Raw genomic sequence first — 25,785 nt, 5'->3', positions numbered from 1 at the left:
GACTGCCCTGGGGTTTTTTCCGTTTCTGTTCAGGCTTTGGCCAGTTCGCGGGCAAGCGCGCAGAAGGCCTCAAGGCTCACCTGTTCAGCGCGTTCGGTGGGCGGGATGCCGGCAGCGTTAAGGTGGTCCTCGATCACCGGTGAGACGCCTTTGAGCGAGGAGCGCAGCATTTTGCGGCGCTGGTTGAAGGCTGTGGCCACGATACGCGACAGGATGGCTGCATCTGCCGGGAAGCGCGGCTCGGGCAGGGCATCCAGATGCACCACCGCGCTGGAGACTTTGGGCGGCGGGGTGAAGGCGCCGGGCGGCAACGACAGCACAATGCGTGCATCGGCCCGCCATTGCGCCAGGATTGCCAGCCGGCCATAGGCCTTGGAGCCGGGCAGGGCCACGATACGCTCGGCCACCTCGCGCTGGAACATCAGGGTGAGGCTCTGCCAGAACGGCGGCCACTCCTTGGGTGTCAGCCAGCGCACCAGCAGTTCGGTGCCGACGTTATAGGGCAGGTTGGCGGCGATGCGGATCGGCGGGGTCAGATGCGCCAGCGGGTCGATCTCCAGCGCGTCGCCGTTGATGACGTCAAACCGGCCCGGATAGGCATCTGCGATTTCCTGCAATGCGGGCAGGCAGCGGCTGTCTTTCTCTACTGCCAGCACCCGCCGGGCGCCTTCGGCCAGCAAGCCGCGTGTCAACCCGCCAGGGCCGGGGCCGATTTCCAGCACATCACAGCCCGTCAGATCACCGGCTTGGCGGGCGATCTTGGCGGTGAGGTTCAGGTCCAGCAGGAAATTCTGGCCCAGTGATTTGCGCGCCGACAATTGATGCGTTGCGATCACGTCACGCAGGGGAGGAAGGCTATCGATAGCGCTCATATCATCTGTACCTTGGGACATGGCGCGGGCGGCGCGCCAGAGATTTCATGCCTCCGGCGGGGATATTTGCCGTCCGAGGAAGAATCAAGGGCTGGCAGCCATCCGCTGCGCCAGCTTCAGGGCTTCGATCAGGCTGGTTGGGTTGGCTTGGCCGGTGCCTGCGATGTCAAAGGCGGTGCCGTGATCGGGCGAGGTGCGGATGAAGGGCAGACCCAAGGTTACATTGACGCCGCGGTCGAAATCCAGCGTCTTGATCGGGATCAGCGCCTGGTCGTGATACATGCAGACCGCCGCGTCATAGCGGGTGCGGGCGGCCGCATGGAACAATGTGTCCGCCGGGTGCGGGCCGGTGACATTCAGGCCTTCCGACTGCATCTGCCGGATCAGGGCGTTGATCCAATCCAATTCCTCATGGCCCATGGCGCCGCCTTCGCCTGCATGCGGGTTGAGCCCGGCGACAGCAATGCGGGGCGCTGCGATGCCGAACTGACCGCTAAGGCCGGCAGCGGTGATCTCAACGGTTTCGCGCAGCAGTTCCGGTGTCAGGACCTTAGGGACTTCGGACAAAGCGATGTGGATTGTGGCGGGCACAACCCGCAGCTGCTCGCTGGCCAGCATCATTACCACGCGATTACGGCCGGCGAGGGACGCCAGAAACTCGGTGTGGCCGGGATAGGCAAAGCCGGCGCCGTCAATCAGTGCCTTTTTGTGGATCGGGGCGGTGCAGACAGCGGCGGCTTTGCCGGTCTGGACCAATTGGACTGCGGTCTCAATGGACCGGATGACGCCGGCGGCGTTGGCCGGGTCGGCAGCGCCCTTGGCTGCGCTGCCGCCGAAGGCGAGAGGCAGTACCGGGAAGCTGTCTGTACTTGTTGTGGCGGCTTCGGCCGGGGCGGTGATTTCCTTGACCGGGGTGCCCGCAGGCAGGTGGCGCGGGTCGCCGATCCAGAAGAACGGGCAAGAGCTGCGCAGTGCGTCCCAAGCCTTGACGGCAATTTCCGGGCCGATGCCTGCGGGTTCGCCGCAGCTAAGGGCAATCGGCCCGGATAAGCTCATTTGATGTTGATCCGGGCGTCGGCGCGCAGCTGTTCAAGGTAGCTGCCGGCCAGAGAGGCCATCCGCTGTGCCGTCAGCGCATTGGCCACGGTCTCGCGCGAGCTGTCCTCGCCCAGGTCGGCAGTGCGGCCGCAGAGCATCAGCACCATCAGTGTCTGGCCGTTGTTGCGGGTCAGCGTAGTGGAGGTCTCACCCGGGTCCAGTTTGGCCAGTTCCAGCGCGATATCGCGGGGGATTTCTGACGGCTGCAGGCTTTGCACATCCAGCACCGAGGGGTCCTGACCCTGGGCCAGCCCATAGAAATCTTCGCAGGTGTCGACGCTGTCCACCACCTTTTGCGCCGCGGCAAGCCCTTCGGGCGTGCGGCCGCCGGGCACATGATAGGCAGCGTATTCGATCGCGGTGAAGCGCGGTGCTGCGCCCTCAACTTCGCGCACGCCGCGCATCTGGAACAGGGCTACAGCACTTTGCAGCGGCAGCGGTTCGGAAATCTCGCCGGGTTTCAGCGCCAGCGCAACCTCTTGCAGCTGCGGCGGCAGCTGGGTCAGCGGCATCCAGGGCAGGCGTCCGCCCTCGTTGCGGCTGGCGGCAGCAGAATACTGGGCAGCGGCAGCTGAGAAGCTGTCGTAGCCTTTCAGCCGGGCGACCTGTTCGATCAGCTCTTCGACCTGCGCTGCGTTCTGTTCGTTGATCGGAACGATGAATTCGCTGAGCAGAACCTGGACGCTGCCGGTGCCGGCCGAGCCCATGGCGCGGTCAATCTCCTCCGGAGTGGGGCGGGCGCGGGACAGGAAGCGGGCGCGGGTGTATTCCCGCCAGCCCAGCCCGACCTTGGTGAAATCGCGCAGGGTTTGCGGCTCCACGCCGCTTTGCTGCAAGGCGGTGAGAAATTCGTTCAGCGACAGGTTGGCGCGTGCGGCCAGCTCTTCCATGCCGGCGGTGATATCTTCTTCGGCCAGTTCGATCCCGGCCTGCTCCAGTTCAGCGAGTTTGAGCCGGTCGTTGATCAGCTCTTCGCGGGCGGTAGCCAGAGGATCGCCGGGCACCCGCAGCGCCGATTGGAAGCGGGCGCGCTGTTCCAGCTCATACCGGGTGATGACCTCGTCATTCACGGTGATGGCCGGGGCAAAGAGGTTTTGTGCTCCTGCCGGCAGGCCGGTCCAGGACAGCCCGCGGCCAGCGCCAGCGCGGCTGCGGTTTTGAGAGCACGGGAAAGGAAAGGAGCCGGGAACCGGGTATTCACGTCTTGCTGCATGACCGCCTGTACTGTTTGCTGCCGCTCTTTACGGAAAATCCGCTGAGCGAGATGGTAAAGCCGAAATCGGTTGTCGGCTCAACACTTGTTGTTGAGGTATAGCGGCGGTTGACTGAAAGGTCGACCGTCACGCATTCGTTGCTGTAGGCCACGCCGAGACCTGCACGGGTGGCGCGGGCGTCGGAAATATCATAGCGCAGCCGGGCACTGGCGGACCAGCTGGGGGTGAAATCATAGCTGCCGTCGACCCACAGCTCCGAACTTTCCTCGGCCCGGTCTTCATCGGGGTCGGTGCCGAGCCACAGATAGGTGCCGGAGAGGCTGGAGCGGCTGGTGCGCCAGTCGCCGCGCAGTTCTGCCTTGGAGAAGTTCAGTGAACCGTTCAGCAAGCCGCGGGTGGAGAGGGCCAGCCCGTCGCCGAATTTGATCTGGCCTGCCAGCAGGAAATCCGAGGAGGTGCCGCTGAGGCCGGAGCTTTTGGTGAACCGGTCATCGCCGTCGCTGCGCAGCACCTGGCCGACGGTGGCATAGGCCTGCCAGCCAGTGGGCGCATAACGCGCCCAGTTGGCGCCGTAGACCAGGGTCAGGCCGTCCTCGCGGGCGTCGGTGGAGGGAAACCGCGACAGTGACAACAGATTGCCCTGGTCAAACTCTACAAAGCGGCTTTCCTCGGTGACCACGCTGCCGCCGCCCTCGTCGCGCCAGCCCAGCTGCAGGATCGGCTCCAGGTACTGGGTGGCGCCGCCAGCCTCGCGGCGGCTCATCGGCAGACGCAGGGTCAGCGCGGTGCGCGGCGTCAGGCGGGTGACCTCTTCGTTGAAGAAACTGTCGTCATAAGCACGGAAGGCGTCGGCTGCGGCGCCGAGCTCCCATTCCGCCAGGATGCCATAACCCAGGCGCCAGCTGCGGCGCCAGTCGATGTCGGCAGTGAGCCGCGCAAGGTCACGCCCGTTGCTGTCAGTGGCGGTGCCGTCGATGCTGGAGCTGCGGCGGTGGCCATGGCCCTGCAGGGTCAGCCGCAGCTCGCCGCCGGTGAGGGCGGGATAATGGCGGGTCTGATAGAAGGCTTCCGCGATTCCAGAAGGAATGTTCGCCTGCTCTTCGCTGGTACGCAGGGTTTTGTAATGGGTCAGGGAGGCGCGGAACAGGCTGTCGCGTTTGGCGCGGGACAGCACCGCCTCGGACCGCAGACGGTCCAGTTCCGGCAGGCCGTAGTCCTCGAGATAGGCGTCGTCCGAGACCGCTTTGACATCAAAGGTGAAGCGGAAGTCCCGCGGCAGATCGAACTGGCCTTCGCCAAAGATGTAGCCGCGGTCTTCGCCGGAAAACAGATCGTCGCGGGTGTAGGCCCCGTTGAATTCGATCCTGCCGCGGCGGAAGGCCTGGCGGTAGCGGACGTCCAGTGTCTGGGTGCTGGACGAGATATAGGGCGCCAGTGTCAGGTCGCGGTGCGGGCCAAGCGTGAAGAAATAGGGCGCCTTGACCCCGGTGCCGAGATTCGACGTGGAGCGTATCGAAGGCACCAGAAATCCGCTGGCCCGCTCCAGTGAAGGATCAGGCAGGCGGATCGCCGGAAAATAGAACACCGGCACGTCCAGCACCCGCAGCTGGGCGCTTTCGAAATAGAGCTGGCGTGCCTGCTGGTCGTGGGTCACCCGCTCAGCCCGGATCTGCCAGAGCGGCGGGCGTCCATCCTCGCACACATGGCAGGAGGTGACGGCGGTCTTGTACAGCTGTGTGTAGCGGCCGCTGACCCGGGTCATTTGAAGCGAGGCCAGTTGCAGCTGCTGCTGGAACACCATGCGGGCGCCGGTCAGCAATCCGTTGCGCAGGTCCCGGTCCAGCTCGGCAGCGGTGGCCAGTATGGTGATATCGCCTTGCTGGTCGATGCGGATCGGGCCTTCGATCTGCAGGGTGCCGGTGGTCTGATCAAACGTTATCTTTTGCGCGCGCAGCCGGATATCGCCTTGAAACGCCTCGACATTGCCTTCGGCCACCAGGGTGCGGTCAGGGGTGATGAAGACCTGATCTGCAACCAGCATCGCGGGCTGCGCCGGATCAGGCAGCGCCGCGGTCTGCGCCTGCGGCGCCGGGGCTGTCAGGGCGAGCCAGGGCAGCACAGCCGAAAGAAGCAGTGCGCGGCGCAATTTACCCGTCTTCGGCATGGAGAAGCAGTCCCAAGGTCAAAAGTATCGCGGCGGCGGGCGGCGCCCATGCGGCCAGGGCCACAGGGATTTGCCCGTTCTCGCCAAGGATTTGCGCGAAATTGCGGATGAAATAAAGCCCGAATCCCAAAAGGACCGCCATCAGCACCGCCAGGCCGGTGCCGCCAAAGCGCGCGTGCCGCATGGTGAAGGAGGCACCGACCAGAACCATGGCGATAAGAAACAGGGGGCGGGCCAGTTCCGCCTGATAGCGGACCTCGTAGCGTTTGGTGGTAAAACCTGCGGCAGACAATTCGCGGATTGTGGAGGGCAGATCGTAGATCGAGATGCCGCTGGCCGTGCCCAGGGTATCGCGGATCCGGTCGGTGGTCAGTGTTGTGGGCAAATGCAGCTCGTCATGCCGGGCGGCGTTGGAATCGGGGTTGATGCCGGCCGCCAGCGGCCAGGTTTTGGCATTGGACAGGATCCAGTTGCTGCCCTCCAGCCGGGCGCTGTCGGCAATGATGCGGCGGACCAGGCCGCCGGCACTGGTATAGGCGTGGATCGACACGTCAAGCAAAGTGATATCCGCCGCGTCGCCGCTGTAGCCTTTGGCGTGGATGACCGACTGGCCCCTGGCGCCGCCCTGGCGCAGCCACAGGCCTTCGCCGGACAGCGACAGCGCCGACGGCCCGCCGTTGTGATAGGTCTCGGCCAGGTCCTGATAGCGGTTGGCGGTGGCCGAAGCGATCGGGTTGAGCATGGTGACCGCCAAGGCGCCGATTGCCGCGGCCACCAGCACCGGTGCCGCAAGCGCGCGGATGCCGGACCGGCCGATGGCGCGGGTCACCACCAGCTCGCTGCTGCGGGCAAGGCCGACAAACAGCACGATGGTCGACAGGATCATGATCAGCGGCAGGAACTCGCTGAGGGCGGCCGGAACGTTCAGCAGGGTCAGCCCAAGCAATTGCGGCAGGCTGAGGTCGATCGCCTCAAACCGGCGGACCTGTTCGTTCAGGTCGATCAGCACCACCAGTGTCATCAGCACCGCAACAATCACCAGGAACCACTGCAGAAAGCGGCGCGCATAATAGAGATCAAGCTTCATGCGGGCGCCTCCGCCCGGGTCCGTTTGGGCCGGACTGATAAAATCAGGAAGATCAGCGCCACCAAAAGCCCAAGCAAGGTCGGCAGGTAAATCAGCGGCCAAAGGCTGGGGTTTTGCAGAACCGGCTCCGAGACAACTCCGCGCAAGCCCTCGACAAAGATCAGTACAACAAAGGCGAGGAAAGCCTGACGCCAGACGCCGAACCGCGAGAATGTTCCCAGCATCAGCGCGGAAAACCCGATCAGGGCGACGGCCACACAGACCAGGGCACGGGCAAAGCGCAGGTGCAGTTCCTCGGCCTGGGCGCCTGCGGAGTAGCCATCATTGCGGGTGACGGCCTGGGTGCTGGTCATCAGCTCCAGGCTTGGGATCGCACGGATGTTGCGCGACTGGTTTTTAGACTTCCGGGCCAGTGCGCTGATATCATACGAAAAATCCGAGAAGAAGGTGGTCGAAAGCCGTTGCGTCTGATTGTCCAGCCGCTGTGCCATACCTTCTACCATGATCAGATGCGCGCTGCCTTCGTCGCGTACCAGAAAGGCGCGGGCGCCGGTATAGGTCACCGTGGTCGCCGGGTCGCGGCGGTCAGACAGGAAAACGTCGTTCAAGGTGCCGTCCGGGTCGATCTGGCGGATATAGAAGGTAACACCGTCTGCCGGGTGCAGGAAATCGCCCTCGCTCAGCAGCTTGGCGGTGATGTTGCGGGAGACTTCGCTTTCACGGACTTCCAACTGGCTGATCGACGCCGGCAGCAGGTAGTGGGTCAGAGCCGACATCATCAGTGCCGTGATGACGCCGAATGCAAGGGCCGGCCGCGCCATCTGCCAGGGGCTGGTGCCGGTGGCGCGCAGCACTGTCAGCTCGCTTTCGCTGTTCAGCCGGTTGGTTACCCAGACCGAGGCGCCAAAGGCGGCAATCGGCAGCACCATGCGGATGAGGTTTGGCAGGGTGAGCGCGGTGAACTCGAGGAACACCAAGGCCGACTGACCATTGCCGATCAGCCGGTCAAACAGCACAACAGCCCGGTTGACCCAGAACACGGCCACCAGAATCAGCGCAAAAAAGCCGAAGAAGAGCAGATATTGTGACAGCACGTATCTGTCGTAGCGTGACACCCGATCCCCCAGACCATTGTGATTTTGCGCGACATTAGTGGATTTGCCGGGCGGGGAAAACTGCATTCTCGCAAGGCGCCTCATTCGGCGGCAGATCGCGGCCGCAGCGGGTGCAAAGGCGGGTCTGGCCAAGCGCCCCTGCGCAGGATACCTCTTATGCCAAGAACCATATGAAACCAGCAGGAGCGCGCGAGAATGAGCAGCCTTACCCCGATCCGATTTGCCGAATACGACCCCAAGGCGCTGCCGGAAATGACCGGCCGTGTGGCGGTGATGGTCACGCCCGAGGGCAGCATGGATCAGGCCGCGCGCACCGCCAACCGGCTGAGCAAGGGCGCAATTGCCCGGCTGATCGAATCGGATGGCTTCAAGAAGGCCAAGGCGGGGGATGTGGTGTCGCTCCGCTGGCCCGCAGGCATGCAGGCCGAGGCACTGGATGTGCTGGTTCTGCCGCGCAAGCTGACTCCGGTAGAGGCACGCCAAGCGGGTGCAAAACTGGCCAAGGCGGCAGCGGGCAAGCGGCTGACGGTGATGGCCGGCAGCATGAACAAGGCTGCTGACCTCACCATGGGGCTGGCGCTGCGCGACTATGGCTTTGATGACCATAAGACCCCCGCCGAAGACAAGCCTGAAGGCGAGGTGGTGATCGCTTCCAAGATGCCGTCCGATCTGGAGACCGCCTGCGCACCGTTGCTGGCGGTGGCCGAAGGCGTTCACATGACCCGGGATCTGGTCAATGAGCCTGCCAATGTGCTGACCACCACCGAATTCGCCCGCCGCATCGAAGAAATGAGTGAGATCGGCCTTGAGGTTGAGGTCCTGGAAGAGGCGGACCTGGAAAAGCTGGGCATGCGCACGCTGTTGTGTGTTGGCCAAGGTTCTGACAGCCCCTCCAAAGTGGCGGTGATGCACTGGAAAGGCGGCGCCAAGGACGCAGCCCCGCTGGCGCTGGTCGGCAAGGGCGTGGTGTTTGATACCGGCGGCATCTCGCTGAAGCCTGCGGGCGGCATGGAAGACATGACCATGGACATGGGCGGCGCGGGCGTTGTGGCCGGCACGATGAAGGCACTGGCGCTGCGCAAAGCCAAGGCCAATGTGGTCGGGCTGGTCGGCCTCGTGGAAAACATGCCCTCGGGCAATGCCACCCGTCCGGGCGATGTGGTGAAATCGATGAAGGGCGACACGGTTGAGATCATCAACACCGACGCTGAGGGCCGTCTGGTTCTGTGTGATGTGCTTTGGTACGCGCAGGAGCGGTTCAAACCTGCGGGTGTTATCGATCTGGCGACCCTGACCGGCGCGATCATTATTGGCCTCGGGCATGAAAATGCCGGTGTATTCTCCAACGATGACGATCTGTGCAATGCCTTCCTGAAGGCCGCGCGCTCCGAGGACGAAGGCGCCTGGCGGATGCCCCTGGGCAAGGCCTATGACGAACAACTGAAATCGCGCATTGCCGATATGAAAAACGTTGGCGGGCGCCCGGCGGGTTCCATCACCGCGGCGCAGTTCCTGGCAAGGTTCATCAAGGACGATATGCCCTGGATCCATCTGGACATTGCCGGTGTGGCCTCGGTCAAGGCGGATACGGATTATGCGCCCAAAGGCGCCACCGGCTGGGGCGTGATGGCGCTGAACCGTCTGGTCGCGGATAAGTTCGAGGCGGAATAAGCGTTCATGGGGGCTGCCTATTTCTATCATCTGACGCGCAGACCGCTGGAGGAGACCTTGCCGGTTCTTCTGGACAAGGCGCGCGGGGCGGGCTGGCGCATTGCGGTGCGCGGGCGCGACCCCGAGCGCATGGCCTGGCTGGATGACCGTCTGTGGCTGGGGGCAGAGGACAGCTTTCTGCCCCATGGCCTGGCGGGCGGCCTCCATGACGCGCTGCAGCCGGTTCTGCTGACCACCGGGCCTGAGGCCGCCAATACCCCGGACTGTGTGATGGCGGTGGATGGCGCCGCAGTCAGCGCCGATGAGGTGCAGGCGCTGAGCCGTGTCTGTATTCTGTTCGACGGCACAGATCCGCAAGCTGTGCAGCACGCCCGCAGCCAGTGGAAGTCACTGACAGATGCTGGCTGTTCCGCCCAATACTGGTCCGAAGAGGGCGGGCGTTGGGAGAAGAAGGCCGAGAAATAGGCCGGGAAACCGGCCTGTTAGCCCGCGGTATCGGCGGGATTTTGCCAATATCCTTCAGATTTGTTTCAGCTTGGCAGGAAATGCTCGCGCAAAAGGCGCTGCCGCAGTAATCCTCCCGGTCAAAAGATCAGAACAAAAGACCAGGACACTGGGGGACAGATGAAAGTATCACATGCGTTCCGTCGGGCGCGGCTGCTGCCGTTTGTTGGGGCGGGGCTGCTGTTCCTTGCCAATTGCGGTGATATTCAAGGCGGATCGGTGGCCCGGGCCGAGGCTGAGGCCGCGCGTCTGGAATACGCGGTTCAGGAAGTCCAGTCTTTGCAATCCAGAGGGAGCCGTGTCTGGTGCGTGCCCTTTGCACGTAATGCCAGCGGGATTGAGATTTTCGGCAATGCCAAAACCTGGTGGGCACAGGCCAAAGGACAGTTCAGCCGCGGCCAGCAGCCGCAAACCGGCGCGGTGATGGCGTTCCGGGCGACCCGCTCCAATCCGCTGGGCCATGTGGCAGTGGTCTCCAAGGTGGAGGATTCGCGCCGGATCCGGATCAATCACGCCAACTGGCGCCGCAACAAGGTGTCGCTGGGCATGGCGGTAATTGACGTGTCTGCAGCAAACGACTGGTCCGCCGTTCGCTTGGAAAGCAATCCGGGGGCCTACGGGCGGGTCTATCCGATCAACGGATTCATTCTGCCGGTTCCGGACAAAGGGTGATCGCAGCGCAGCGGCGCTGCCCCTCTTGGCCAAAGGAAGAAAGGTGCCCTGGCTTCTTTCTGGTTCGAAATACCCCTGCCGGAGGCCTGCGCCGCAAGGCGCATGATCATCGGGTCAGCACCAACGCGCCATTGCGGATTTCGATGCTGGACCAGCGCTGCAGGTAACCCATCCCCAAAAGGGATTGCTCCAGCTCGCCCTGGTTAACCCAAACACGCACATCCGTGTCGGTGATGCCGCCCAGCGACATTTCTTCGATCCAGACCGAGGCTGTGCGCACCTCACCATTGGCGGTGCGGGCGCGGCCGAGATAGGCGAGGCTGCCGGTGTCAATGCCGGCACGCTCTGCATCGCGCGCGTTCAGCACGACTTCGCTGGCGCCGGTGTCGACCAGGAACGGGACAGCTGCGCCGTTCACCTCAAGGGTCAGATAGTAATGCCCGTCCGGCGCGCGCGGCACTTCGACCCGTCCGGCCTCCACCGCGACGCTTTGCTGCGGGCGCACGGTTTGGCGAATGTCCTCCCACAGCCCGTAAGAGGCGATCACACCAAGGAAGATAAATCCCCAGACCGCAAACATCTGCAGTGTCTTGCCGATGGATTGGCGGTTCTGCACAAAGACCCAGGATCCCACTGCAACCAGCAGGACAACCAGATAGATAACCCGCCCGATCTCAAACTCGCCCATCTGCGCACCTCCTGAATATAATGTAGGCGGGCCGGGGCGTTATGCTAGCCTGCAAATCCAAAAGCGCGCAGTCCGTCGAGCACGAACTGGACAGAAAGCGCCGCCAGCAGCATGCCCAGAAGGCGGGTCACAACGGTGATGCCGGTCTTGCCCAGCAAGCGTTCGAACAGGCCGGAAAACAGGCACATCACCAAGAGGATCGCCAGCACTGCGACCACCACGCCCATCACCATGGCAAAGCCTGCAATACCAGGCTGCTGCCCCGCCAGCAGGATGACAGTGGCGATGGAGCCGGGGCCTGCAATCAGCGGGATCGCCAGCGGGAAGATGGACGGGTCGTCAAAATCATCCTCTTCGCTGCGGTCTTCGCGCCGCTTGTTGCGGCGTTCAAACAGCATATCAAGCGCAGTGAGGAACAACAGCACACCCCCGGCAATGCGGAAGGCAGCCATGGAAATGCCTGCAAAGCCAAGCACCGCTTCGCCAAGTGCCGTAAACAGCGCAAGCAGAATTGCCGCAGTGATGGTCGAACGCAGGGCAATCGCACGCCGCTGTGCGGGCGTCATGCCCTGTGTCAGCGCCAGAAAGATCGGTGTCAGGCCGATGGGGTCAACGATGACAAACAACGTGACAAATGAGGTAATCAGAAAAGCCGTGTCGATCATTGCGCCTCTGCTTTTTCGAGTTTCTCCACCGCTTTCAGCCACAGCTCCTCGGCGCGGTCCTGGGCTTCCATGACTTCGGCATATTTGCGCTGCCAGACAATGGCTTCGTCTTTGCGTCCATCGTCATAAAGAGCAGGGTCTGCCAGTTTTTTGGCCAGCTTGTCGCGCATTTCGCTGACTTTCTCCAGGCGCGCCTCACCTTTGCGGACCTCGGCGCGCAGGGCCTGAATGGCGTCGCGGCTGGGGCGCTTGGGTTTTTCGGCCTTGGCCTTGGTCTTGGATTTGCCTGCGGGTTTGTCGCGCGTCAGCAGCAGATCGCGGTAGGCCGGCAGATCGCCCTCAAACGGTTTCACTGTGCCGCCGGACACCAACCACAGCCGGTCCGCAACCAGGCTAAGGAGGTGCATGTCATGGCTGACCAGAATGACCGCGCCGGAATAGGCGGTCAGCGCTTCGACCAGCGCCTCGCGGCTTTCGATGTCCAGGTGGTTGGTCGGTTCATCAAGGATCAGCAGATGCGGAGCGGGCAGTGTGGCCAGCAGCAGCGACAACCGCGCCTTCTGCCCGCCGGAGAGACGGCCGACCTCGGTATCAGCCTGATCCGACCCCAGTCCGAACCCGGCCAGCCGGGCGCGCAGGCGGGCCTGGCCTTCGTTCGGGCGTTCGCGCTGCAAATGCTGCAGCGGCGTTTCGTCAATGTGCAGTTCGTCCACCTGATGCTGGGCAAAAAAACCGATCCGCAGCTTGCCGGACTGGGTCATCTTGCCGGCCATCACATCCAGACGGCCTGACAGCATTTTGGACAGGGTGGATTTGCCCTCTCCGTTCTTGCCAAGCAGCGCGATACGGTCGTCCTGATCAATGCGCAGATCCAGCCGGCTGAGGATCGGGGTGCCGTCATAGCCGACCGAGGCGCCCTCGGTCGCGATGATCGGCGGCGACAGCTCCTCGGGTTCGGGGAAGGTGAAAACGGTGCGCGCGGCGTCTTCGGGTGCGCGGATGGTCTCCATCTTCTCCAGCATCTTGACCCGGCTTTGCGCCTGTTTGGCTTTGCTCGCCTTGGCTTTGAACCGGTCCACAAAGGCCTGCAGATGGGCGCGGCGGGCGTCCTGTTTCTTGGCCTGTGCGGCCTGATTGGCCCGGTTGGCGGCGCGCTGGCGGGCAAACTGGTCATAGTTGCCGGAGTAATAGGTCAGGCCCAGCTCTTCGAGGTGCAGAATGCCGTTCACCGAGCGGTTCAGCAGCTCGCGGTCGTGGCTGATGATGATCACGGTGTGCGGGTATTTGACCAGATAGGCCTCAAGCCACAGCGCGCCCTCAAGGTCCAGGTAGTTGGTAGGTTCGTCCAGCAGCAAGAGGTCAGGCTGTGAAAACAGCACCGCAGCCAGGGCCACCCGCATCCGCCAGCCACCCGAATAGTCGGAGCAAGGGCGTTGCTGGGCGGCAAAATCAAACCCGAGACCTTTGAGGATGGCAGCGGCGCGTGCCTCGGCCGACCATGCGTCGATATCTGAAAGCCGTGTTTGAATTTCGGCAATCCGTCCGGGATCCTGCGCGGTCTCGGACTCGGCCATCAATTCGGCGCGTTCAGTGTCCGCAGCAAGCACCGTATCGATCAGCGACACGTTGGAGGATGGCGCTTCCTGGGCAATGCCGCCGATCCGCGCTTTGCTGGGCAGTGAAATGGCGCCGGATTCCAGCGACAGCTCATTGCGGATCAGCCGGAACAGCGTGGTTTTGCCGGTGCCGTTGCGGCCGACCAATCCAACCTTGTGGCCAGTGGGGATCGTGGCGCTGGCGCCATCGAACAAAAGACGGCCTTCGACCGCATAGGATATATCGCTGATACGTAACATGGGCCTTGCACTGGGGTACTGTCTGGCCCTTGTCAATGGGGCAGGCCATGTGCGGGTGCCGGACGTGGCTGGCTGTGGCCGGCTTATTGCAGATGCGCGGCAAGACCGGCGCAGGCTCAGGAGGCAAAGCCAACGGGCTGCGCGCCGCCCTTGCTGCTGCGTCAAAGCTGCGCAATCCCCTCTTTATCCTGTCACAGAGCCATGCTATCGGGGCGGCAATTCGTAACGGGCCGGGCATGATGTCCGGCTTTTCAGCACAGGAGTCTGCCCCATGGCACTGGAACGCACTTTCTCGATCATCAAGCCCGACGCAACCCGCCGCAATCTGACCGGCGCAATCAACGCCAAATTCGAAGAAGCCGGCCTGCGCGTTGTGGCGCAAAAGCGCATTCACCTGACCAAAGCCCAGGCAGGCGAGTTCTACAAAGTGCACGCCGAGCGTCCCTTCTACGACGAACTGTGCGAATTCATGGCCTCCGCTCCGATCGTTGCGCAGGTTCTGGAAGGCGAAAACGCCATTGCCAAAAACCGCGAAGTGATGGGCGCCACCAACCCGGCGGACGCCGCGGCCGGCACCATCCGCGCCGAATTTGCTGAATCGGTTGGCGAAAACTCCGTGCACGGTTCCGACGCACCGGAAACCGCCGCTGTTGAGATCGCTTATTTCTTCTCCGGCCTCGAGCTGGTCGGCTAAGCCGCAGGCTTAGCGATGACTGAAGGCCGCGCCGGGCGACTGGCGCGGTTTTTTTATGAGTTGGAGAAAGTGGTTCTAAGCCCGCTGTGCTGCCGGTTGCGCGGTCTGCGGGGTCGTTTCCGCGTGGCGAAGCGGCTGAAGGCAGCCAAGTCCTTGGGCGCAATCAGGTTGGAAAAGCCGCGCCGCGCAAGACGTTTCGCCAAAGGCTCATCCTGCGCGGCTGATTGTTCCAGGTGGCGGCGCAGCAAGGCGACGTTGCGGGTGTTGGCCTTCCAGCCAATGTCGAAAAGATCGCCGGCCAGCGGGATCGTGCCAACAAGCGCATCAATGCCGATGTTGGCGGCCATGCGCGCCAGCGTTCCTTTTGAAGCACCCATGCGGTGTCCCGAGAGCAGGATATAGCCCGCAGGCAGCAGCGCCACCGCGTCGCCCACGCCCGGGATGAGACCCAGAATGCTGTCCCAGCCGATCCGCGTTCCGATCAAGGGAATGCGGAATGCCCGGTCCATGCGGTGTGCCAGGCGCTGCAATGATTGCAGGCGGTCTTCGTGATGCGCGGTGTCAGGCATGTTCAGGCGTCTTTGCGATAATCCAGACAGCGTGCACGATGCCCGGAATATAGCCGAGGATCGTCAGCAGGATGTTGAGCCAGAAATGCTTGCCCAGGCCGACCTGCAGAAACACGCCAAGCGGCGGCAGAATGACTGCAAAAATAATCCGGATCAAGTCCATCGAGGATCTCCTTTGGTTAGTGTCCCGTTGATGAACCAACCCCCGGATACCCCATTTGGTTCCATCCAGCTATTTGCGCGCGACAACGCCGATCATGTCCAAGGTTGCCTCGAATGCTGCTTGATGGGTGTCAAAGCTGCTGGCCTTGATCTCGTCAAAGCGCTGGCGAAGCTCTTCTTTTTCCTTGCCTTTGCAATCATTCCAAGGCCGCCCCTGCAGCGCCATCACCAGCACGTAGTAGCCGATGAAATGCGGCCGGGTACCGGTTTTCAGAAGTTTGGCATAGGCCGCGTCAGCGCCGATGGCACGCAAATCCTCGGCCGAAGAAATGCCGGCCCGGTGGCAGGCTTCCTCATACGCGGGGCCAAGGTTTCGGATGGAAGAAATTGGTGTGTTCATGTTTTGTTTCTATCTGTTCCCGGTGCCGTTGTCACGCTGTAATCGGGCGTCGCCGTATATTGCGGGGCATCGTACTGACGCTGGGTTTCTTGCCGCAATGGCGGATTGACAGTCGCATTTCCTGCAGAAACCCTGACCGGAATGGCCAGCGGGAGGGTGTCGGATGAGCAGCGGAGAGCAAGTATCTGTGAATATTGAGGAGTTTAATCTGGCGAACCCGCCTGAGGGTTTTCTGGAGGATCCCTTTCCCATTTACGATGCTTTGCTGCGCGAGGCGCCGGTGCTGCCGCAGCCGGATGGGTCGCTGCTGGTCTGCCGCCATGCCGATCTGGACAGGGTTTACCGGGACACCACGCTGTTTTCCTCGGACAAGAAGAAAGCTTTTGCGCCAAAATTCGGCGCGGGTTCGCCATTGTTTGAGCATCACACCACTTCCCTAGTGTTTTCCGATCCGCCGCTGCATACGCGGGTGCGCAGGATCATGACCTCGGCGCTGACGCCGCGGGCAATTGCCAGGATGGAACCGGGGCTGGTTGAGACGGTTGACCGCTTGCTGGACAGAATGGCGGGCGCAGCCAATGTGGACCTGATCGAGGATTTTGCCGCCTCCATTCCGATCCAGATTATCGGCAATCTGCTGGACGTGCCGATGGCGGAGCGGGCGCCGCTACGTGACTGGTCGCTGGCCATCCTGGGCGCGCTGGAGCCAGCGCTGAATGCTGATCAGCTGGCCGCAGGGCACCGGGCGGTGGAGGAGTTCAAGGCCTACCTGCAGGATTTGATCGCCCGGCGGCGGGCCAAACCAGGGGACATTGAGACCGACGTGCTGACACGGCTGATCAACGGCGAGGGGGCGGATGGCGCCCTCAGCGAGGTTGAGCTGATCCAGAATTGCATCTTTATCCTGAATGCAGGTCACGAGACCACCACCAATCTGATCGGCAACGGGCTGGCGCTGCTGAATGACCATCCGGACCAAAAGCAGCGGCTGCTGGAGCAGCCGGAGCTGATCAAACCTGCCATCGAGGAGGTTCTGCGCTTCCGGTCGCCCAATCAGCTGGGCAACCGGGAAACCACAGCGGATGTGGAATTCGGCGGACTGAAAGTCTCTGCGGGGACCAACTTGCATCTGCTGATCGGGGCGGCGAACCGCGATCCGGAGGTGTTTGAAAAGCCGGGCGTCTTTGATGTTAACCGGACGCCGAACCGGCATCTGGCCTTTGCCGGCGGGCCGCATGTCTGCGTCGGGCTGACGCTGGCGCGGCTGGAGGGGAGGATCGCCATTGAACGCCTGCTGCACCGTTTCCCGGGCTATCGCCTGTTGCCCGGCCGGGTGCCGGGCGGGCGAATCCGCTTTCGCGGCTATGCGGCACTGCCGGCGGAAATGGAGTGAATAAGGGTCGACAGGGGCGCTGTCAGGCAGGCCGGCTCAGAACAGCCCGGCCGCCTTGGCGGTCAGCGCGGCCTGGGTCCGGTTTTTGGCCTCCAGCTTGCGGCAAAGCGTGCGCACATGCAGTTTGATCGTCACTTCCTGCAGCTCCAGCTCGCGGGCGATTTCCTTGTTCGACAGGCCGCGGCATAACCCGTTCAGCACTTCCAGTTCACGCGGGCTGAGTTTTTCGGCCAGCGGATGGGTTTTTGCCGAGGCGTCTTCGCGCATCAGATCTACAGGCACATAGATCTCTCCCGCGCTCATGAAGCGCACGGCATTCAGCAGGGATTGCGCGCCCATGGTCTTGGGGATGAAGCCGATGGCGCCGGCATCCAGGGCCTCCTGCGCGGTGCGGGCGGGCGCGCTGCCGGACAGAATGGCCACGCCCTTGCCGCCATTGGCCTCCAGCGCCTTGGCCAGGCCGTCGAGCCCCATCATGCCGGGCATGTTGAAGTCAAGAAGCACCAGGTCGTAGGGGCCCAGTTCGCAGATCTGCGAGATCGCACCAGGCAGATCAGTCGCCAAAGCGACCTCAGCACCGCCCTCGGATTTGAGGTAGGCGGAGATTGTTTCGCGGACCATATCATGATCGTCTGCCAGCAAAATGCGCATGTAGCCACTAGACCTGTTCTTTATTTCCCGGTCCCAGTCTACAGCGACAAGGGTTTCAAAACTGTCAACCTTGGATTGCGGACTGGTCTGGGGTGTGAACATCTGCTGCTGCTCCTGTGCGAGTACTGGAAATTTTACCGATATTACGACGTTCCGACGGCCTCTGGTAAGCCAACATTAGGGTTGATGGCGCTACTCTGGCGGTTGTGCACCCTATACGAAAGGTCATGAACCTATCCTCAGGTGCCGGTTTTCGGGCGGAGCGGATGTGCCATGCTTTGCCTGTCTGTTACGGAAACGGCATCAAATGAGGAGTGCTGGAATGAGAGGATTGATTTCGCAGGTCGCGGCCTTGGCTTCGCTTGCAGTCATGGCGTGCGCAACCGCAGTTTTTGCGGATGAAGCGCAACCGGTGCTGCTGTCGGTCGGAGTGGAGGGCGCGGCGGAACCTGCAGCGCAGTACACGATTGAGGATCTGCGTGCGCTGGCTCCGGTCACCTTTGAGACGGAGACCATCTGGACCAGCGGGCCGCAGCAGTTCACCGGCGTGCCGCTGGCTGTTCTGGTCGGGCGGATGGATGTCAGCAGCGGGCGGCTTGTAGCGTATGCGGTGAATGACTATGCGGTGGAAATCCCTGTTGCGGATGCGGTCGACGGTGGCCCGATTGTCGCCTTTGAGCGTAACGGCGCGGAAATGTCCTTGCGCAACAAGGGGCCGCTATGGGTGGTGTACCCTTATGACAGCAACCCGGCCTACCGCACCGAAGAAGTCTTTTCGCGCAGTATTTGGCAACTGGACCGGATCGTAATTCAGCCGTGAATGGCAGGCAGAGAGCAGTTAGGTGATGCTGCGCGGATTTCCAACGATGCCGCGCTGGGTTTTAGCGCTGGTGCTGGCAATTGCAGCAGCGCTGGCTGCGCAGTCTGTGCGGCTCGGGCATCAGGTGCTGCAGCAGCTGGGCGGGCTGTCGACCGCGGCAACAGACAATATGCAATGGAACCTGTCCCAGGCCGAAGTTGAGCATCTCAAGCTGGAGGCGGCGGTTCTGACGGCCAGCGCGCCTGGTGATCTGCGCCGCCTGCGGCGCCAGTTCGATGTTTACTACAGCCGGATTGCCACGTTCCGCGAAAGCCCGCTGTTTGAGGATTTGCGCCAAAGCCCGGCAGGTGCAGCCCTGCTGCAGCAGATGCAGGACCGGCTGGACCGCATGGCGGCGGTTATTGACAGTGGCAGCCGGCCGTTGCTGGACAGCCTGCCGGAGCTTGCCGCCGAGCTGGCGCAAAACAGCGGTGATGTGCGTGAACTTGCGTTGTTTGGTGTCGTGCTGCAGGTGGAGGATTCCAAGGATAAGCGGCTGAAACTGTTCACCATCCTGACGCGTCTGGGCTGGGTGGTGCTGGCCCTGGTGCTGGCGCTGGCGCTGGCGGCGCTGCTGCTTGGGCGGCTCTACCGCAAAGGCCGCAGGCTGGCAGCGGAGCGCAGCCGCTCTGCCGCGCGGATGGAGGCGATGATTGCCTCCTCGCTGGATGCGATCCTGGTGGTTGGTGCGGACGGCAGCATTCTTGCCTTCAACGGGGCGGCGGAAACGGTGTTCGGCTACAGCAAGGCTGAGGCCATGGGCCAGCAGATGGTCAGCCTGATTGTGCCGGACCACCTGCAGGAGGCGCATCAGGCCGGCATGAAACGGTTTCTGCAAACCGGTGAGGCGCAGGTGGCCGGCAAAGGCCGGCTGCAGCTGGAAGCGCGGCGTAAGTCCGGCGAGCTGTTCCCGGTAGAGCTGTCTGTGTCGGTCAGCCAGTCGGGAAACGAACTGGTCTTTGTCGGCTTCCTGCGCGACATTTCCGAGCGGATCGCTGCGGAAGAGGAATTGCGGCGGGCGCGGGACGACGCGCTGGCCGGCGAGCGCGCCAAGCAAAACCTGTTGACGGTGATGAGCCACGAGATGCGCACCCCGCTGACCGGGGTTCTGGGGGCCATCGATCTGATCGAGGGAACCGGACCGACACCGGAGCAGCGCCGCTACTTGCAGGCGATGCGGGTTTCGGGCGGCTTGCTGCTGCAGCATGTGAATGACGTGCTGGAGCTGTCGCGGCTGGAGGCCGGCGCCGAAACTGAGAAACGGCGGATCTTTGATCTGGAGGAGCTGATCAGCGGTCTGATTGAAAGCCAGCAGGCCAGCGCCAAGGGCAGGGGGATCGATCTGTCTCTGCACTGCAGCCTGGGCGGCAAGCCGGTGGTGGCCGGGCGGCCGCGGGCTGTGCAGCAGGTGCTTTTGAACCTGATTGGCAACGCTTTGAAGTTCACCAGCGATGGCGCGGTGAGTGTGGATGTAATGCGGCTGCCGGACGGGGAAACGGTGGAATTCCATGTCGCGGACACCGGCCAAGGCATCTCGCCTGGCGACCTTGACCGGATTTTCGAAGATTTTATCACTCTGGATTCCAGCTATGGCCGTGGCAGCGAGGGCACGGGACTGGGACTGGCAATCACCAAGCGCCTGGTGCAGGCCATGGGCGGTACGATTGCATGCGAAAGCGAGCTGGGTGAGGGCAGCCTGTTCACCATCTCACTGGCGTTACCAGCGGCCAAGGCGCCGCCGCGCCAGGCAGCACAGGACAAACCCTGCCGGAACGGCGCCTGCCGTCTGCTGATCGCCGAGGATAACGACATCAACCGCGAGCTTCTGGCCACGATGCTGCGCCAGGAGGGGCATCAGGTGACGGCTGTGCCGGGCGGTGCCGAGGCTGTGCAGGCGGCGGAAGAGGGGCGGTTCGATCTGATTCTGATGGACATCAGCATGCCGCAGGTGGACGGGATCGAGGCGCTGCGCCGGATCCGCGCCCAGCAGCTGGCCGAGGGCACCGACATTGTGGCGCTCACCGCGCATGCCGCCGCGGAGGACCACGCCCGCATTCTGGATGCCGGGTTTGCCGAAGTTCTTACCAAACCGGCCAACAAAGCTGAGCTGGCTGAAGTGATAGACCGCCGGGCAGGCAGCGGGGTCAAGGTGCTGCCCGGAACGCAGTCGGACATCCACCAGTTTTTTGAAGCCCTTGGGCAAGACCGGGCACGCAGCTTTCTGGCTTCCTTTTGCGACGAGGTAAATCAGCTCCAGGACGGGCTGCAGGATTGCGCGGTTCTAGACGACGACCAGCGCAAAGAGGCGCACCGGCTGGCAGGGTCGGCGGCAGTTCTGGGCCTGTCCGGCCTGCGCGCGGCGATGCTGGCGATCGAGACGGCGGAAGAAGGGGGAACGCCTCCGGTTGCGCCGTTTCAGCAGGCCTGGGCCAGGGCAGCACTGGTTCTGGCCCCGCATTTGCACGTGTAAACCGGTTTTCGTGCCAGCGGCTGCTGGGGCAGAATCCGCCGGGCGCGCCTCTCCCATTCCAGTTTAATCTGGAAAACAGATTGGGATCCGCTTTTACGGTGTTCTTTTTTTCGACTTTTGGCAGCGATTGGAAGGCCGGTCTGTTACGGCTACTGGCTTTGTTGCACAAATCAGGTTTTGACCGTACTTCCCCTTTCCCTATAGGGGCTTATCCTACAGGCTCTGTGACGGGTATTCCAAGAGCGGTATAGCGGTATAGCGGTTGAGCACTGCGATGCGGATCTGAATTTCCGCAACCTGACGGTCGAAGCCCCTGGCCATGAGGCTCTGACCCATTAGTTTCACACAGTCATCTTGGTCTCGACTCGGCTCCGCCGGTGGTATCCGCTCCACCGCTTCCAGATGGTTCGGTCGAGATAGCGCGAAGCATTGACCGCATCATTGCGGGCGGCAGCACCGGCGCTGGTGGGCTTCCACGGCTTTGCGTTCTTGCGTGGCGGTATGACAGCGGCAGCATTTCGGGCAGCGATTGCCTCGTGGCAATTTCTTGTGCCGCAGGCCCCGCCGGCTGTGACCGGCGCGATGTCCTGATCCGCTCCGGTCTGGTCCAGCAGTTCCGGTAGTATGGGGGCGTCGCCGATATTGCTACTGGTGACATCAACCGCCCGAACTTCCAGCGTTCCTCATCAATTCCCCTCTCGGGATCATGCTGTGCATGACCCTGACGGGCAAGGGATGTGTATTTTGCGCCAGATGCGCCGCTTGGAGCCACCCGTTGCCCGGCAGCACATGCATGGCATGTGCGAGAGGGGGGCTTTCGGGCATTCCACTCACCTTCGCCCTCGGCCTTGATCCCGGTGCTGTCCGCTGCCCGGCAGTGCATCACGCAGTGATGTCACGAGAGGGGATCAACAGGTTCAGCGGGCCTTTCCCTCCACGGTAGGGGATGGCCACGTTCAGCTTCTGCTGGCGACGGCACAAGGGGCTGAAGTCCGGGACCGGCCAGTCCAGCCCGACCAGCCGCAGGAGGCTTTCGGCGAACCCAGCCGTCTGTCGCAACGGCATCGCGAACAGCACCTTCATCGTCAGGCAGGTCTGGATTGCGGCATCGCTGAAGCTCGGCTGCCGTCCCGTCGGCGCAGGTCTCCACACCATGTCGGGATCAAACCACACCGTCAGCGAACCGCGCCGCCTTAGTGCCTCATTGTAAGCCGGCCGGTTCGTGGTCTTGTACTTCCTAGCGGCCCAACTGCTCATGGCTCACAGCTAGCATGCTGGTTTCACGCAGTGAATCCCTCGCCCGATTTTTGCAACAAGGCCCTTGCGAGCGGCAATCACGCCGTGGCATTTGCGCGTATCACAGGCCCCGTTTGCGGTCACTGATCCGATGTCCTGATCAGGCGGGATTTGGTCGAGTAATTCCGGCAGCATGGGCGCATCGCCGGTATCGCTGGCCGTGACTTCAACGGCGCGGACCTCCAGCGTTTCCGCATCGATCCCCCTTCTCATCGTTTGCGCCGCAAACGACTGCCAGGCAAGGGATGTGTATCTTGCGCCAGATACGGCGCTTCGAGCGGCCCGCTGCCCGGCAGCACATGCATAGCAGGTGCGACAGGGGGCTTGCGGGCGTTCCATTCGCCCTCGGCCTTGATGCCTGTACTATCGGTCAGCAAGTTCAGCGGGCCGCTGCCGCCGCGATAGGGCAAGCTCACGTTCAGCGTCTTTTGACGGCGGCTCAATTTGCTGAAACCGGGTGCGGGCCAGTCCAATCCGGCCAGGCGCAACAGGCTCACAACGAACCCGGCCGTCTGACGCAGCGGCATTCCAAACAGCACCTTCAAGGTCAGCACGCTTGGATGTCCGCATCACTGAAACTCTGCTGCCGACCGCGATTACCGTTCGGCGGTGGGACCCAGATCATCTCGGGCTCAAACCAAATCAACAGCGGTCCGCGCTGCTTCAACGCCGTGTTACACGGCGGCCAATTCTTCGTCTTGTACTTCGTGGGTGGCCAACTGCTCATGCCCTCCAGCTATCATGCTGGATTCACACAGTGAATCCTTCAGGAGATTTGTGCAACAAGAGCCCCAGATATCGAAAATATCGACCTTACTTTCGCGTAGGGGCTTGATCAAAAATGAGGCGCGGCAATAACTCCTTGCCGCGCTTCAGGCTTCAAAAAAACAACTATACCGTTTGCAGCGCGCAGCCGCGGCGAGGGTAATTGCAAAAGCGGCCCCCGCAGATTTCAGCCATGTTTTAAGTCACCACTCCAAAAACGTGTGTCGCATGGGCGGGGCTGATTGCCGGCCGGATCGTGCCTTTGCAATCAGGTCGCCGCATCTGAAGTGTTCATTCGCTTGCGTCAGGGGGGCAGAAAGCGATGCGATTTTCTTTCAGGGTGGCTGACAGGTTTTCGATATCTTTGGCAAGCGGCCGGTCGTCGCGCAGCGCGGGCGAGATCTTTCGGACCTGATTGTTCATACCAGCGAGAAACCCGCCGCAATTGCCGCTGCCTTTGCGAAGCTCTATTGCTTGGCAGGCAATCAGTAATTCAATCGACGTCAGGTGAAAGACATTGTCAGCGATCCTGTCCAGCGCGCTGACGGCTGCCGGGGAACCTGTCAGGCAATCCTCCACTCCATTTGCATTCACGCTGGGCCAAACCGGTATCGATTGGGCGGCATGCGCGATCTCGGCGACCAGGGATTCAGCCACCTTCATGACCGGGGCGAACCCGTTGGAGGCGCTGTCCGGCATTGCCAGAAAACTGGGCAAGCCGCTGAATTCGGGATTCAGAAGTTTGGCGGCGCGGGCAAGCTGTGCCATGGCTAATGGGACAAACGACCGGCTTAGGGTTTCGGCAACACTGGTAATCTCGGATGTGAAATAGGCGCCGCAAGACACCAATTTTTTGCGTTCGGCCAGGGCAACCGGATTGTCGCTGGCACTGCTGATCTCGATTTGCACGCAGTCCATGGCCCGGTCCAGCGCAGTTTTGGCGGTGCCATGGATCTGCGCAACATTGCGAAACGACAGCGGATCCTGCAGGCGCCGGGCCTGGCCGGTTTCAAACAGCGCACTGTCAGCCAGCCGGTTGCGCAGGCCCGATGCTGCCTTCAGATGGCCGGGATGGGGTTTAATGGACAAAATGGTTTCGTCCAAAGGACCGGTATTCGCCCGGAACCCTTCCATCGACATCGCGGCAGAGGTCTGCACCGCTTCAAAGGCGGTTGCGGCTTTGGACACGGACAGCGCGGCCCTGGCGGCGGTTGCACAGGAGTGATTGGCCAGCGCCAGCCCGTCGCGCGGTGCCAGCTTTAAGGGCGTAATCCCATGAGCTTGCATCAGTTCGGCGCTGGGGCCGATGCTGCCATTGCTGCCATTGCTGGCATACATCTCGCCTTCGCCGATCAGCGCAAGCCCGGTTGCGGCATTCAGCACCAGATCCGCCGCACCGATTGACCCAAGGGAGCCGGTCACCGGGACAAGACCCGCATTCAGGCAAGTGGCAATATGCCGGGCGACCTCGGGCCGGGCTGCGCTGTAACCGCCAAGCATCGTGTTCAGCCGGACGATCAAACCTGCCCGCACCACTTCGGGCGCGGCCAATGGGCCGATGGCATGGGCACGTCCCCGCAGCGTCTGCAGTGAAAAATCAGCAAGTGCGTCTGCACCTAATACCTCGGTCGCCCGCGCGCCCAATCCGGTTGTCACGCCGTAAACCGGGGTTTTTCCTGCGATGGCCCGCGCGACCAGCGCATGTGTCCGGCTCATTCTGGCAAGCCCTTCCGGGGCGAGGTCCAGCTGCCAGTTCCCATGCGCGGCCCGGTCAAGATCCGCAACCGTCAGCGACGTGCCATCCAGTCTTAGCGTTTTCATGTCAGGTATCCCGATAAAGCAGGTTCTGAACGATCCCCAGTTCTCTGGCGCGCTCCAGTATCTTTGCCCCAAGGGCGATATCGCTTGTGGACATGCCGCGGTGCCAGAACAGAATTGTTTCGCTGTCCGCCTCGCGCCCCGGTTTCAATCCTGCAGCGATTTCGCCGATCTCGGCATAAAACGTCTCTTCGCTGACCAGGCCCGCATCGATGTGCGGTCTCAGCGCCCCAAGGTGCCCGGCACGCATCTGCCCCAGATCATCCATGACAAGCTTGTCAAAACCCTCGATGAAATCCAGCGGCAGGGTGCTCATGGTTCCGTAAGGCACCACAAAGGCACCCGGCTTGACCCAGGCCCGGTTAAACATCGGGGCAGGGGTGCTAAGCCGCGTTGCCTCGACCAGAATATCAGCGCCCTCCAGGCAGCTTTGCCAGCTGGTGGTCACGGTCACGTCTTTGCCCAGATCCTGGCGCAGCCGTTCGGCAAAGGCCTCCCGGCTTTCAGGGCGCCGCGAATGGATGCGGATTTCCTCGAAGTCGAACAGATGATCCAGCAGCCGCACATTCCAGTACGAGGTGCCGCGCGCGCCGACATGGCCCAGGATCTTCGGGTCTTCGGCCCCAGCCATTTGGCACCCAGGGCCGTCAGCGCACCAGTGCGCATATCGGTAATGCCGGCGGCGTCGATCACGGCGCGCGGTGCCCCGGTTCTGGGGCAAAACAGGTTCAAAAGCGCCAGCTCTGACGGCAGGCCCTGTTTGTAATTGTCGACGTAATCCCCCACGATCTTGACCCCTGCATAGTCCAGCGGCGCCACATACCCGCGCAGCACATTGAAGTGCCCGTTGAACGCCGGATCCGGCGTCAGATGCATCCGCGGTTCGATGACGGTTTTGTTCCGGCCGGCTGCAGCCAAAGTCTGCTCAACCGCATCCAGTATGTCGTCATTGCTGAGAGCCACCCGGTCCACTTCCGGCTGTCCCAGGTATTCGATCTCTATGCGCGCCATGTCTGTCACTCCCGTTTTGGGCATGATGGCGTTTGTGTGATGTCTTTACAGATCGAAAAATGTGAGGCTGGCCTAAGGTTTTCTGAATCAA

General features: G+C 62.4%; 21 protein-coding genes and 3 pseudogenes. 7 read left to right on the top strand and 17 right to left on the bottom strand.

The window, feature by feature from the left end:
- Window positions 1-29 precede the first annotated feature (29 nt).
- The 6 genes from rsmA to lptF form a co-directional block, all read right to left on the bottom strand.
- Complete coding sequence (gene rsmA, locus ETW23_RS11440; protein WP_134830062.1) at window positions 30-872, bottom strand: 16S rRNA (adenine(1518)-N(6)/adenine(1519)-N(6))-dimethyltransferase RsmA; 843 nt, start codon at window positions 870-872, stop codon at window positions 30-32.
- Between the two features lie 84 nt (window positions 873-956).
- Window positions 957-1,928: a 4-hydroxythreonine-4-phosphate dehydrogenase PdxA gene (gene pdxA, locus ETW23_RS11435; protein ID WP_134830061.1), complete on the bottom strand. Its 972-nt coding sequence runs from the start codon at window positions 1,926-1,928 to the stop codon at window positions 957-959.
- Entirely contained in the window at window positions 1,925-3,040 is a 1,116-nt protein-coding gene (locus ETW23_RS11430) for a peptidylprolyl isomerase (RefSeq protein WP_254695008.1), read from the bottom strand. The genes pdxA and ETW23_RS11430 overlap by 4 nt, the downstream gene beginning before the upstream one ends.
- Window positions 3,041-3,167: 127 nt before the next feature.
- A complete protein-coding gene (gene lptD / locus ETW23_RS11425; RefSeq protein WP_205879893.1) occupies window positions 3,168-5,348 on the bottom strand; it encodes an LPS-assembly protein LptD in 2,181 nt (726 codons plus the stop codon).
- Window positions 5,332-6,435 (bottom strand): LPS export ABC transporter permease LptG, encoded by a 1,104-nt coding sequence (gene lptG / locus ETW23_RS11420; protein ID WP_129371175.1) that lies wholly within the window; start codon window positions 6,433-6,435, stop codon window positions 5,332-5,334. The genes lptD and lptG overlap by 17 nt, the downstream gene beginning before the upstream one ends.
- On the bottom strand, window positions 6,432-7,550 hold the full coding sequence (gene lptF, locus ETW23_RS11415; protein ID WP_134831303.1) for an LPS export ABC transporter permease LptF: 1,119 nt from the start codon (window positions 7,548-7,550) through the stop codon (window positions 6,432-6,434). Before lptF ends, lptG begins: the two co-directional genes overlap by 4 nt.
- Window positions 7,551-7,745: 195 nt before the next feature.
- Between lptF and ETW23_RS11410 the strand changes: the two genes are divergently transcribed.
- The 3 genes from ETW23_RS11410 (at window position 7,746) to ETW23_RS11400 (ending at window position 10,397) form a co-directional block, all read left to right on the top strand.
- Window positions 7,746-9,221 carry a leucyl aminopeptidase gene (locus ETW23_RS11410; RefSeq protein WP_134830060.1) on the top strand — a complete coding sequence of 492 codons (1,476 nt, stop codon included), beginning with the start codon at window positions 7,746-7,748 and terminating at the stop codon, window positions 9,219-9,221.
- Between the two features lie 6 nt (window positions 9,222-9,227).
- On the top strand, window positions 9,228-9,686 hold the full coding sequence (locus ETW23_RS11405) for a DNA polymerase III subunit chi (protein WP_134830059.1): 459 nt from the start codon (window positions 9,228-9,230) through the stop codon (window positions 9,684-9,686).
- A 159-nt stretch (window positions 9,687-9,845) separates the two neighbouring features.
- A complete protein-coding gene (locus ETW23_RS11400) occupies window positions 9,846-10,397 on the top strand; it encodes a CHAP domain-containing protein (RefSeq protein ID WP_134830058.1) in 552 nt (183 codons plus the stop codon).
- Window positions 10,398-10,503: 106 nt separating this feature from the next.
- On the opposite strand, the gene ETW23_RS11395 is transcribed toward ETW23_RS11400, so the two are convergent.
- The 3 genes from ETW23_RS11395 to ETW23_RS11385 are packed head-to-tail and all read right to left on the bottom strand — an operon-like array spanning window position 10,504 to window position 13,606.
- Window positions 10,504-11,085, bottom strand: coding sequence for a TIGR02281 family clan AA aspartic protease (locus ETW23_RS11395; protein WP_129371171.1), 582 nt, complete (start codon window positions 11,083-11,085; stop codon window positions 10,504-10,506).
- A 44-nt stretch (window positions 11,086-11,129) separates the two neighbouring features.
- Window positions 11,130-11,750, bottom strand: coding sequence for a MarC family protein (locus tag ETW23_RS11390; protein ID WP_129371170.1), 621 nt, complete (start codon window positions 11,748-11,750; stop codon window positions 11,130-11,132).
- Window positions 11,747-13,606, bottom strand: coding sequence for an ABC-F family ATP-binding cassette domain-containing protein (locus tag ETW23_RS11385; protein ID WP_134830057.1), 1,860 nt, complete (start codon window positions 13,604-13,606; stop codon window positions 11,747-11,749). The genes ETW23_RS11390 and ETW23_RS11385 overlap by 4 nt, the downstream gene beginning before the upstream one ends.
- Window positions 13,607-13,877: 271 nt before the next feature.
- Here ETW23_RS11385 and ndk point away from each other — a divergent pair, with 271 nt between their 5' ends.
- Window positions 13,878-14,300, top strand: coding sequence for a nucleoside-diphosphate kinase (ndk, locus tag ETW23_RS11380; RefSeq protein WP_019298521.1), 423 nt, complete (start codon window positions 13,878-13,880; stop codon window positions 14,298-14,300).
- Window positions 14,301-14,353: 53 nt separating this feature from the next.
- Here the strand turns inward: ndk and ETW23_RS11375 are convergent, their stop codons facing one another.
- From ETW23_RS11375 to ETW23_RS11365, 3 genes are all read right to left on the bottom strand, one after another.
- Window positions 14,354-14,869, bottom strand: coding sequence for a DUF4112 domain-containing protein (locus tag ETW23_RS11375; RefSeq protein ID WP_134830056.1), 516 nt, complete (start codon window positions 14,867-14,869; stop codon window positions 14,354-14,356).
- Window positions 14,862-15,032: a YqaE/Pmp3 family membrane protein gene (locus ETW23_RS11370; protein ID WP_129371167.1), complete on the bottom strand. Its 171-nt coding sequence runs from the start codon at window positions 15,030-15,032 to the stop codon at window positions 14,862-14,864. The genes ETW23_RS11375 and ETW23_RS11370 overlap by 8 nt, the downstream gene beginning before the upstream one ends.
- A gap of 69 nt (window positions 15,033-15,101) precedes the next feature.
- Window positions 15,102-15,431, bottom strand: a complete 330-nt coding sequence (locus tag ETW23_RS11365; RefSeq protein ID WP_134830055.1) for a TfoX/Sxy family protein — start codon at window positions 15,429-15,431, stop codon at window positions 15,102-15,104.
- A 163-nt stretch (window positions 15,432-15,594) separates the two neighbouring features.
- Between ETW23_RS11365 and ETW23_RS11360 the strand changes: the two genes are divergently transcribed.
- A complete protein-coding gene (locus tag ETW23_RS11360; RefSeq protein ID WP_134830054.1) occupies window positions 15,595-16,824 on the top strand; it encodes a cytochrome P450 in 1,230 nt (409 codons plus the stop codon).
- 36 nt (window positions 16,825-16,860) lie between these two features.
- Here the strand turns inward: ETW23_RS11360 and ETW23_RS11355 are convergent, their stop codons facing one another.
- Complete coding sequence (locus ETW23_RS11355; protein ID WP_134831302.1) at window positions 16,861-17,475, bottom strand: response regulator transcription factor; 615 nt, start codon at window positions 17,473-17,475, stop codon at window positions 16,861-16,863.
- Window positions 17,476-17,797: 322 nt separating this feature from the next.
- Between ETW23_RS11355 and ETW23_RS11350 the strand changes: the two genes are divergently transcribed.
- Window positions 17,798-18,295, top strand: coding sequence for a molybdopterin-dependent oxidoreductase (locus tag ETW23_RS11350; protein ID WP_134830053.1), 498 nt, complete (start codon window positions 17,798-17,800; stop codon window positions 18,293-18,295).
- A gap of 25 nt (window positions 18,296-18,320) precedes the next feature.
- Window positions 18,321-20,804: a PAS domain-containing hybrid sensor histidine kinase/response regulator gene (locus tag ETW23_RS11345; RefSeq protein ID WP_134830052.1), complete on the top strand. Its 2,484-nt coding sequence runs from the start codon at window positions 18,321-18,323 to the stop codon at window positions 20,802-20,804.
- A gap of 208 nt (window positions 20,805-21,012) precedes the next feature.
- Here ETW23_RS11345 and ETW23_RS11340 read toward each other — a convergent pair.
- The 4 genes and pseudogenes from ETW23_RS11340 to ETW23_RS25930 form a co-directional block, all read right to left on the bottom strand.
- Window positions 21,013-22,061: pseudogene (locus tag ETW23_RS11340) on the bottom strand (IS5 family transposase).
- A 66-nt stretch (window positions 22,062-22,127) separates the two neighbouring features.
- Window positions 22,128-22,827, bottom strand: a pseudogene (locus ETW23_RS11335) (IS5 family transposase); the annotation flags it as partial.
- 329 nt (window positions 22,828-23,156) lie between these two features.
- The gene (locus ETW23_RS11330) at window positions 23,157-24,686 is read right to left on the bottom strand and encodes an aromatic amino acid ammonia-lyase (protein WP_134830051.1); all 1,530 of its coding nucleotides are present in this window, start codon (window positions 24,684-24,686) and stop codon (window positions 23,157-23,159) included.
- A 1-nt stretch (window position 24,687) separates the two neighbouring features.
- Window positions 24,688-25,694 (bottom strand): annotated as a pseudogene (locus ETW23_RS25930) (ornithine cyclodeaminase family protein).
- Window positions 25,695-25,785: the final 91 nt, after the last annotated feature.

Source organism: Leisingera sp. NJS201 (assembly GCF_004535885.1).
Classification (GTDB): Bacteria; Pseudomonadota; Alphaproteobacteria; order Rhodobacterales; family Rhodobacteraceae; genus Leisingera.
Note: the sequence above shows the minus strand (reverse complement) of the source record. Positions and strands in the feature narration are given on the sequence as shown.

Excerpts from the sequence above, each read along its gene's own strand:
- rsmA (WP_134830062.1), bottom strand. The coding sequence starts at position 872 with ATGAGCGCTATCGATAGCCTTCCTCCCCTGCGTGACGTGATCGCAACG.
- pdxA (WP_134830061.1), bottom strand. The coding sequence starts at position 1,928 with ATGAGCTTATCCGGGCCGATTGCCCTTAGCTGCGGCGAACCCGCAGGC.
- lptD (WP_205879893.1), bottom strand. The coding sequence starts at position 5,348 with ATGCCGAAGACGGGTAAATTGCGCCGCGCACTGCTTCTTTCGGCTGTG.
- lptG (WP_129371175.1), bottom strand. The coding sequence starts at position 6,435 with ATGAAGCTTGATCTCTATTATGCGCGCCGCTTTCTGCAGTGGTTCCTG.
- ETW23_RS11410 (WP_134830060.1), top strand. The coding sequence starts at position 7,746 with ATGAGCAGCCTTACCCCGATCCGATTTGCCGAATACGACCCCAAGGCG.
- ETW23_RS11405 (WP_134830059.1), top strand. The coding sequence starts at position 9,228 with ATGGGGGCTGCCTATTTCTATCATCTGACGCGCAGACCGCTGGAGGAG.
- ETW23_RS11400 (WP_134830058.1), top strand. The coding sequence starts at position 9,846 with ATGAAAGTATCACATGCGTTCCGTCGGGCGCGGCTGCTGCCGTTTGTT.
- ETW23_RS11395 (WP_129371171.1), bottom strand. The coding sequence starts at position 11,085 with ATGGGCGAGTTTGAGATCGGGCGGGTTATCTATCTGGTTGTCCTGCTG.
- ETW23_RS11390 (WP_129371170.1), bottom strand. The coding sequence starts at position 11,750 with ATGATCGACACGGCTTTTCTGATTACCTCATTTGTCACGTTGTTTGTC.
- ETW23_RS11385 (WP_134830057.1), bottom strand. The coding sequence starts at position 13,606 with ATGTTACGTATCAGCGATATATCCTATGCGGTCGAAGGCCGTCTTTTG.
- ndk (WP_019298521.1), top strand. The coding sequence starts at position 13,878 with ATGGCACTGGAACGCACTTTCTCGATCATCAAGCCCGACGCAACCCGC.
- ETW23_RS11375 (WP_134830056.1), bottom strand. The coding sequence starts at position 14,869 with ATGCCTGACACCGCGCATCACGAAGACCGCCTGCAATCATTGCAGCGC.
- ETW23_RS11370 (WP_129371167.1), bottom strand. The coding sequence starts at position 15,032 with ATGGACTTGATCCGGATTATTTTTGCAGTCATTCTGCCGCCGCTTGGC.
- ETW23_RS11365 (WP_134830055.1), bottom strand. The coding sequence starts at position 15,431 with ATGAACACACCAATTTCTTCCATCCGAAACCTTGGCCCCGCGTATGAG.
- ETW23_RS11360 (WP_134830054.1), top strand. The coding sequence starts at position 15,595 with ATGAGCAGCGGAGAGCAAGTATCTGTGAATATTGAGGAGTTTAATCTG.
- ETW23_RS11355 (WP_134831302.1), bottom strand. The coding sequence starts at position 17,475 with ATGCGCATTTTGCTGGCAGACGATCATGATATGGTCCGCGAAACAATC.
- ETW23_RS11350 (WP_134830053.1), top strand. The coding sequence starts at position 17,798 with ATGAGAGGATTGATTTCGCAGGTCGCGGCCTTGGCTTCGCTTGCAGTC.
- ETW23_RS11345 (WP_134830052.1), top strand. The coding sequence starts at position 18,321 with ATGCTGCGCGGATTTCCAACGATGCCGCGCTGGGTTTTAGCGCTGGTG.
- ETW23_RS11330 (WP_134830051.1), bottom strand. The coding sequence starts at position 24,686 with ATGAAAACGCTAAGACTGGATGGCACGTCGCTGACGGTTGCGGATCTT.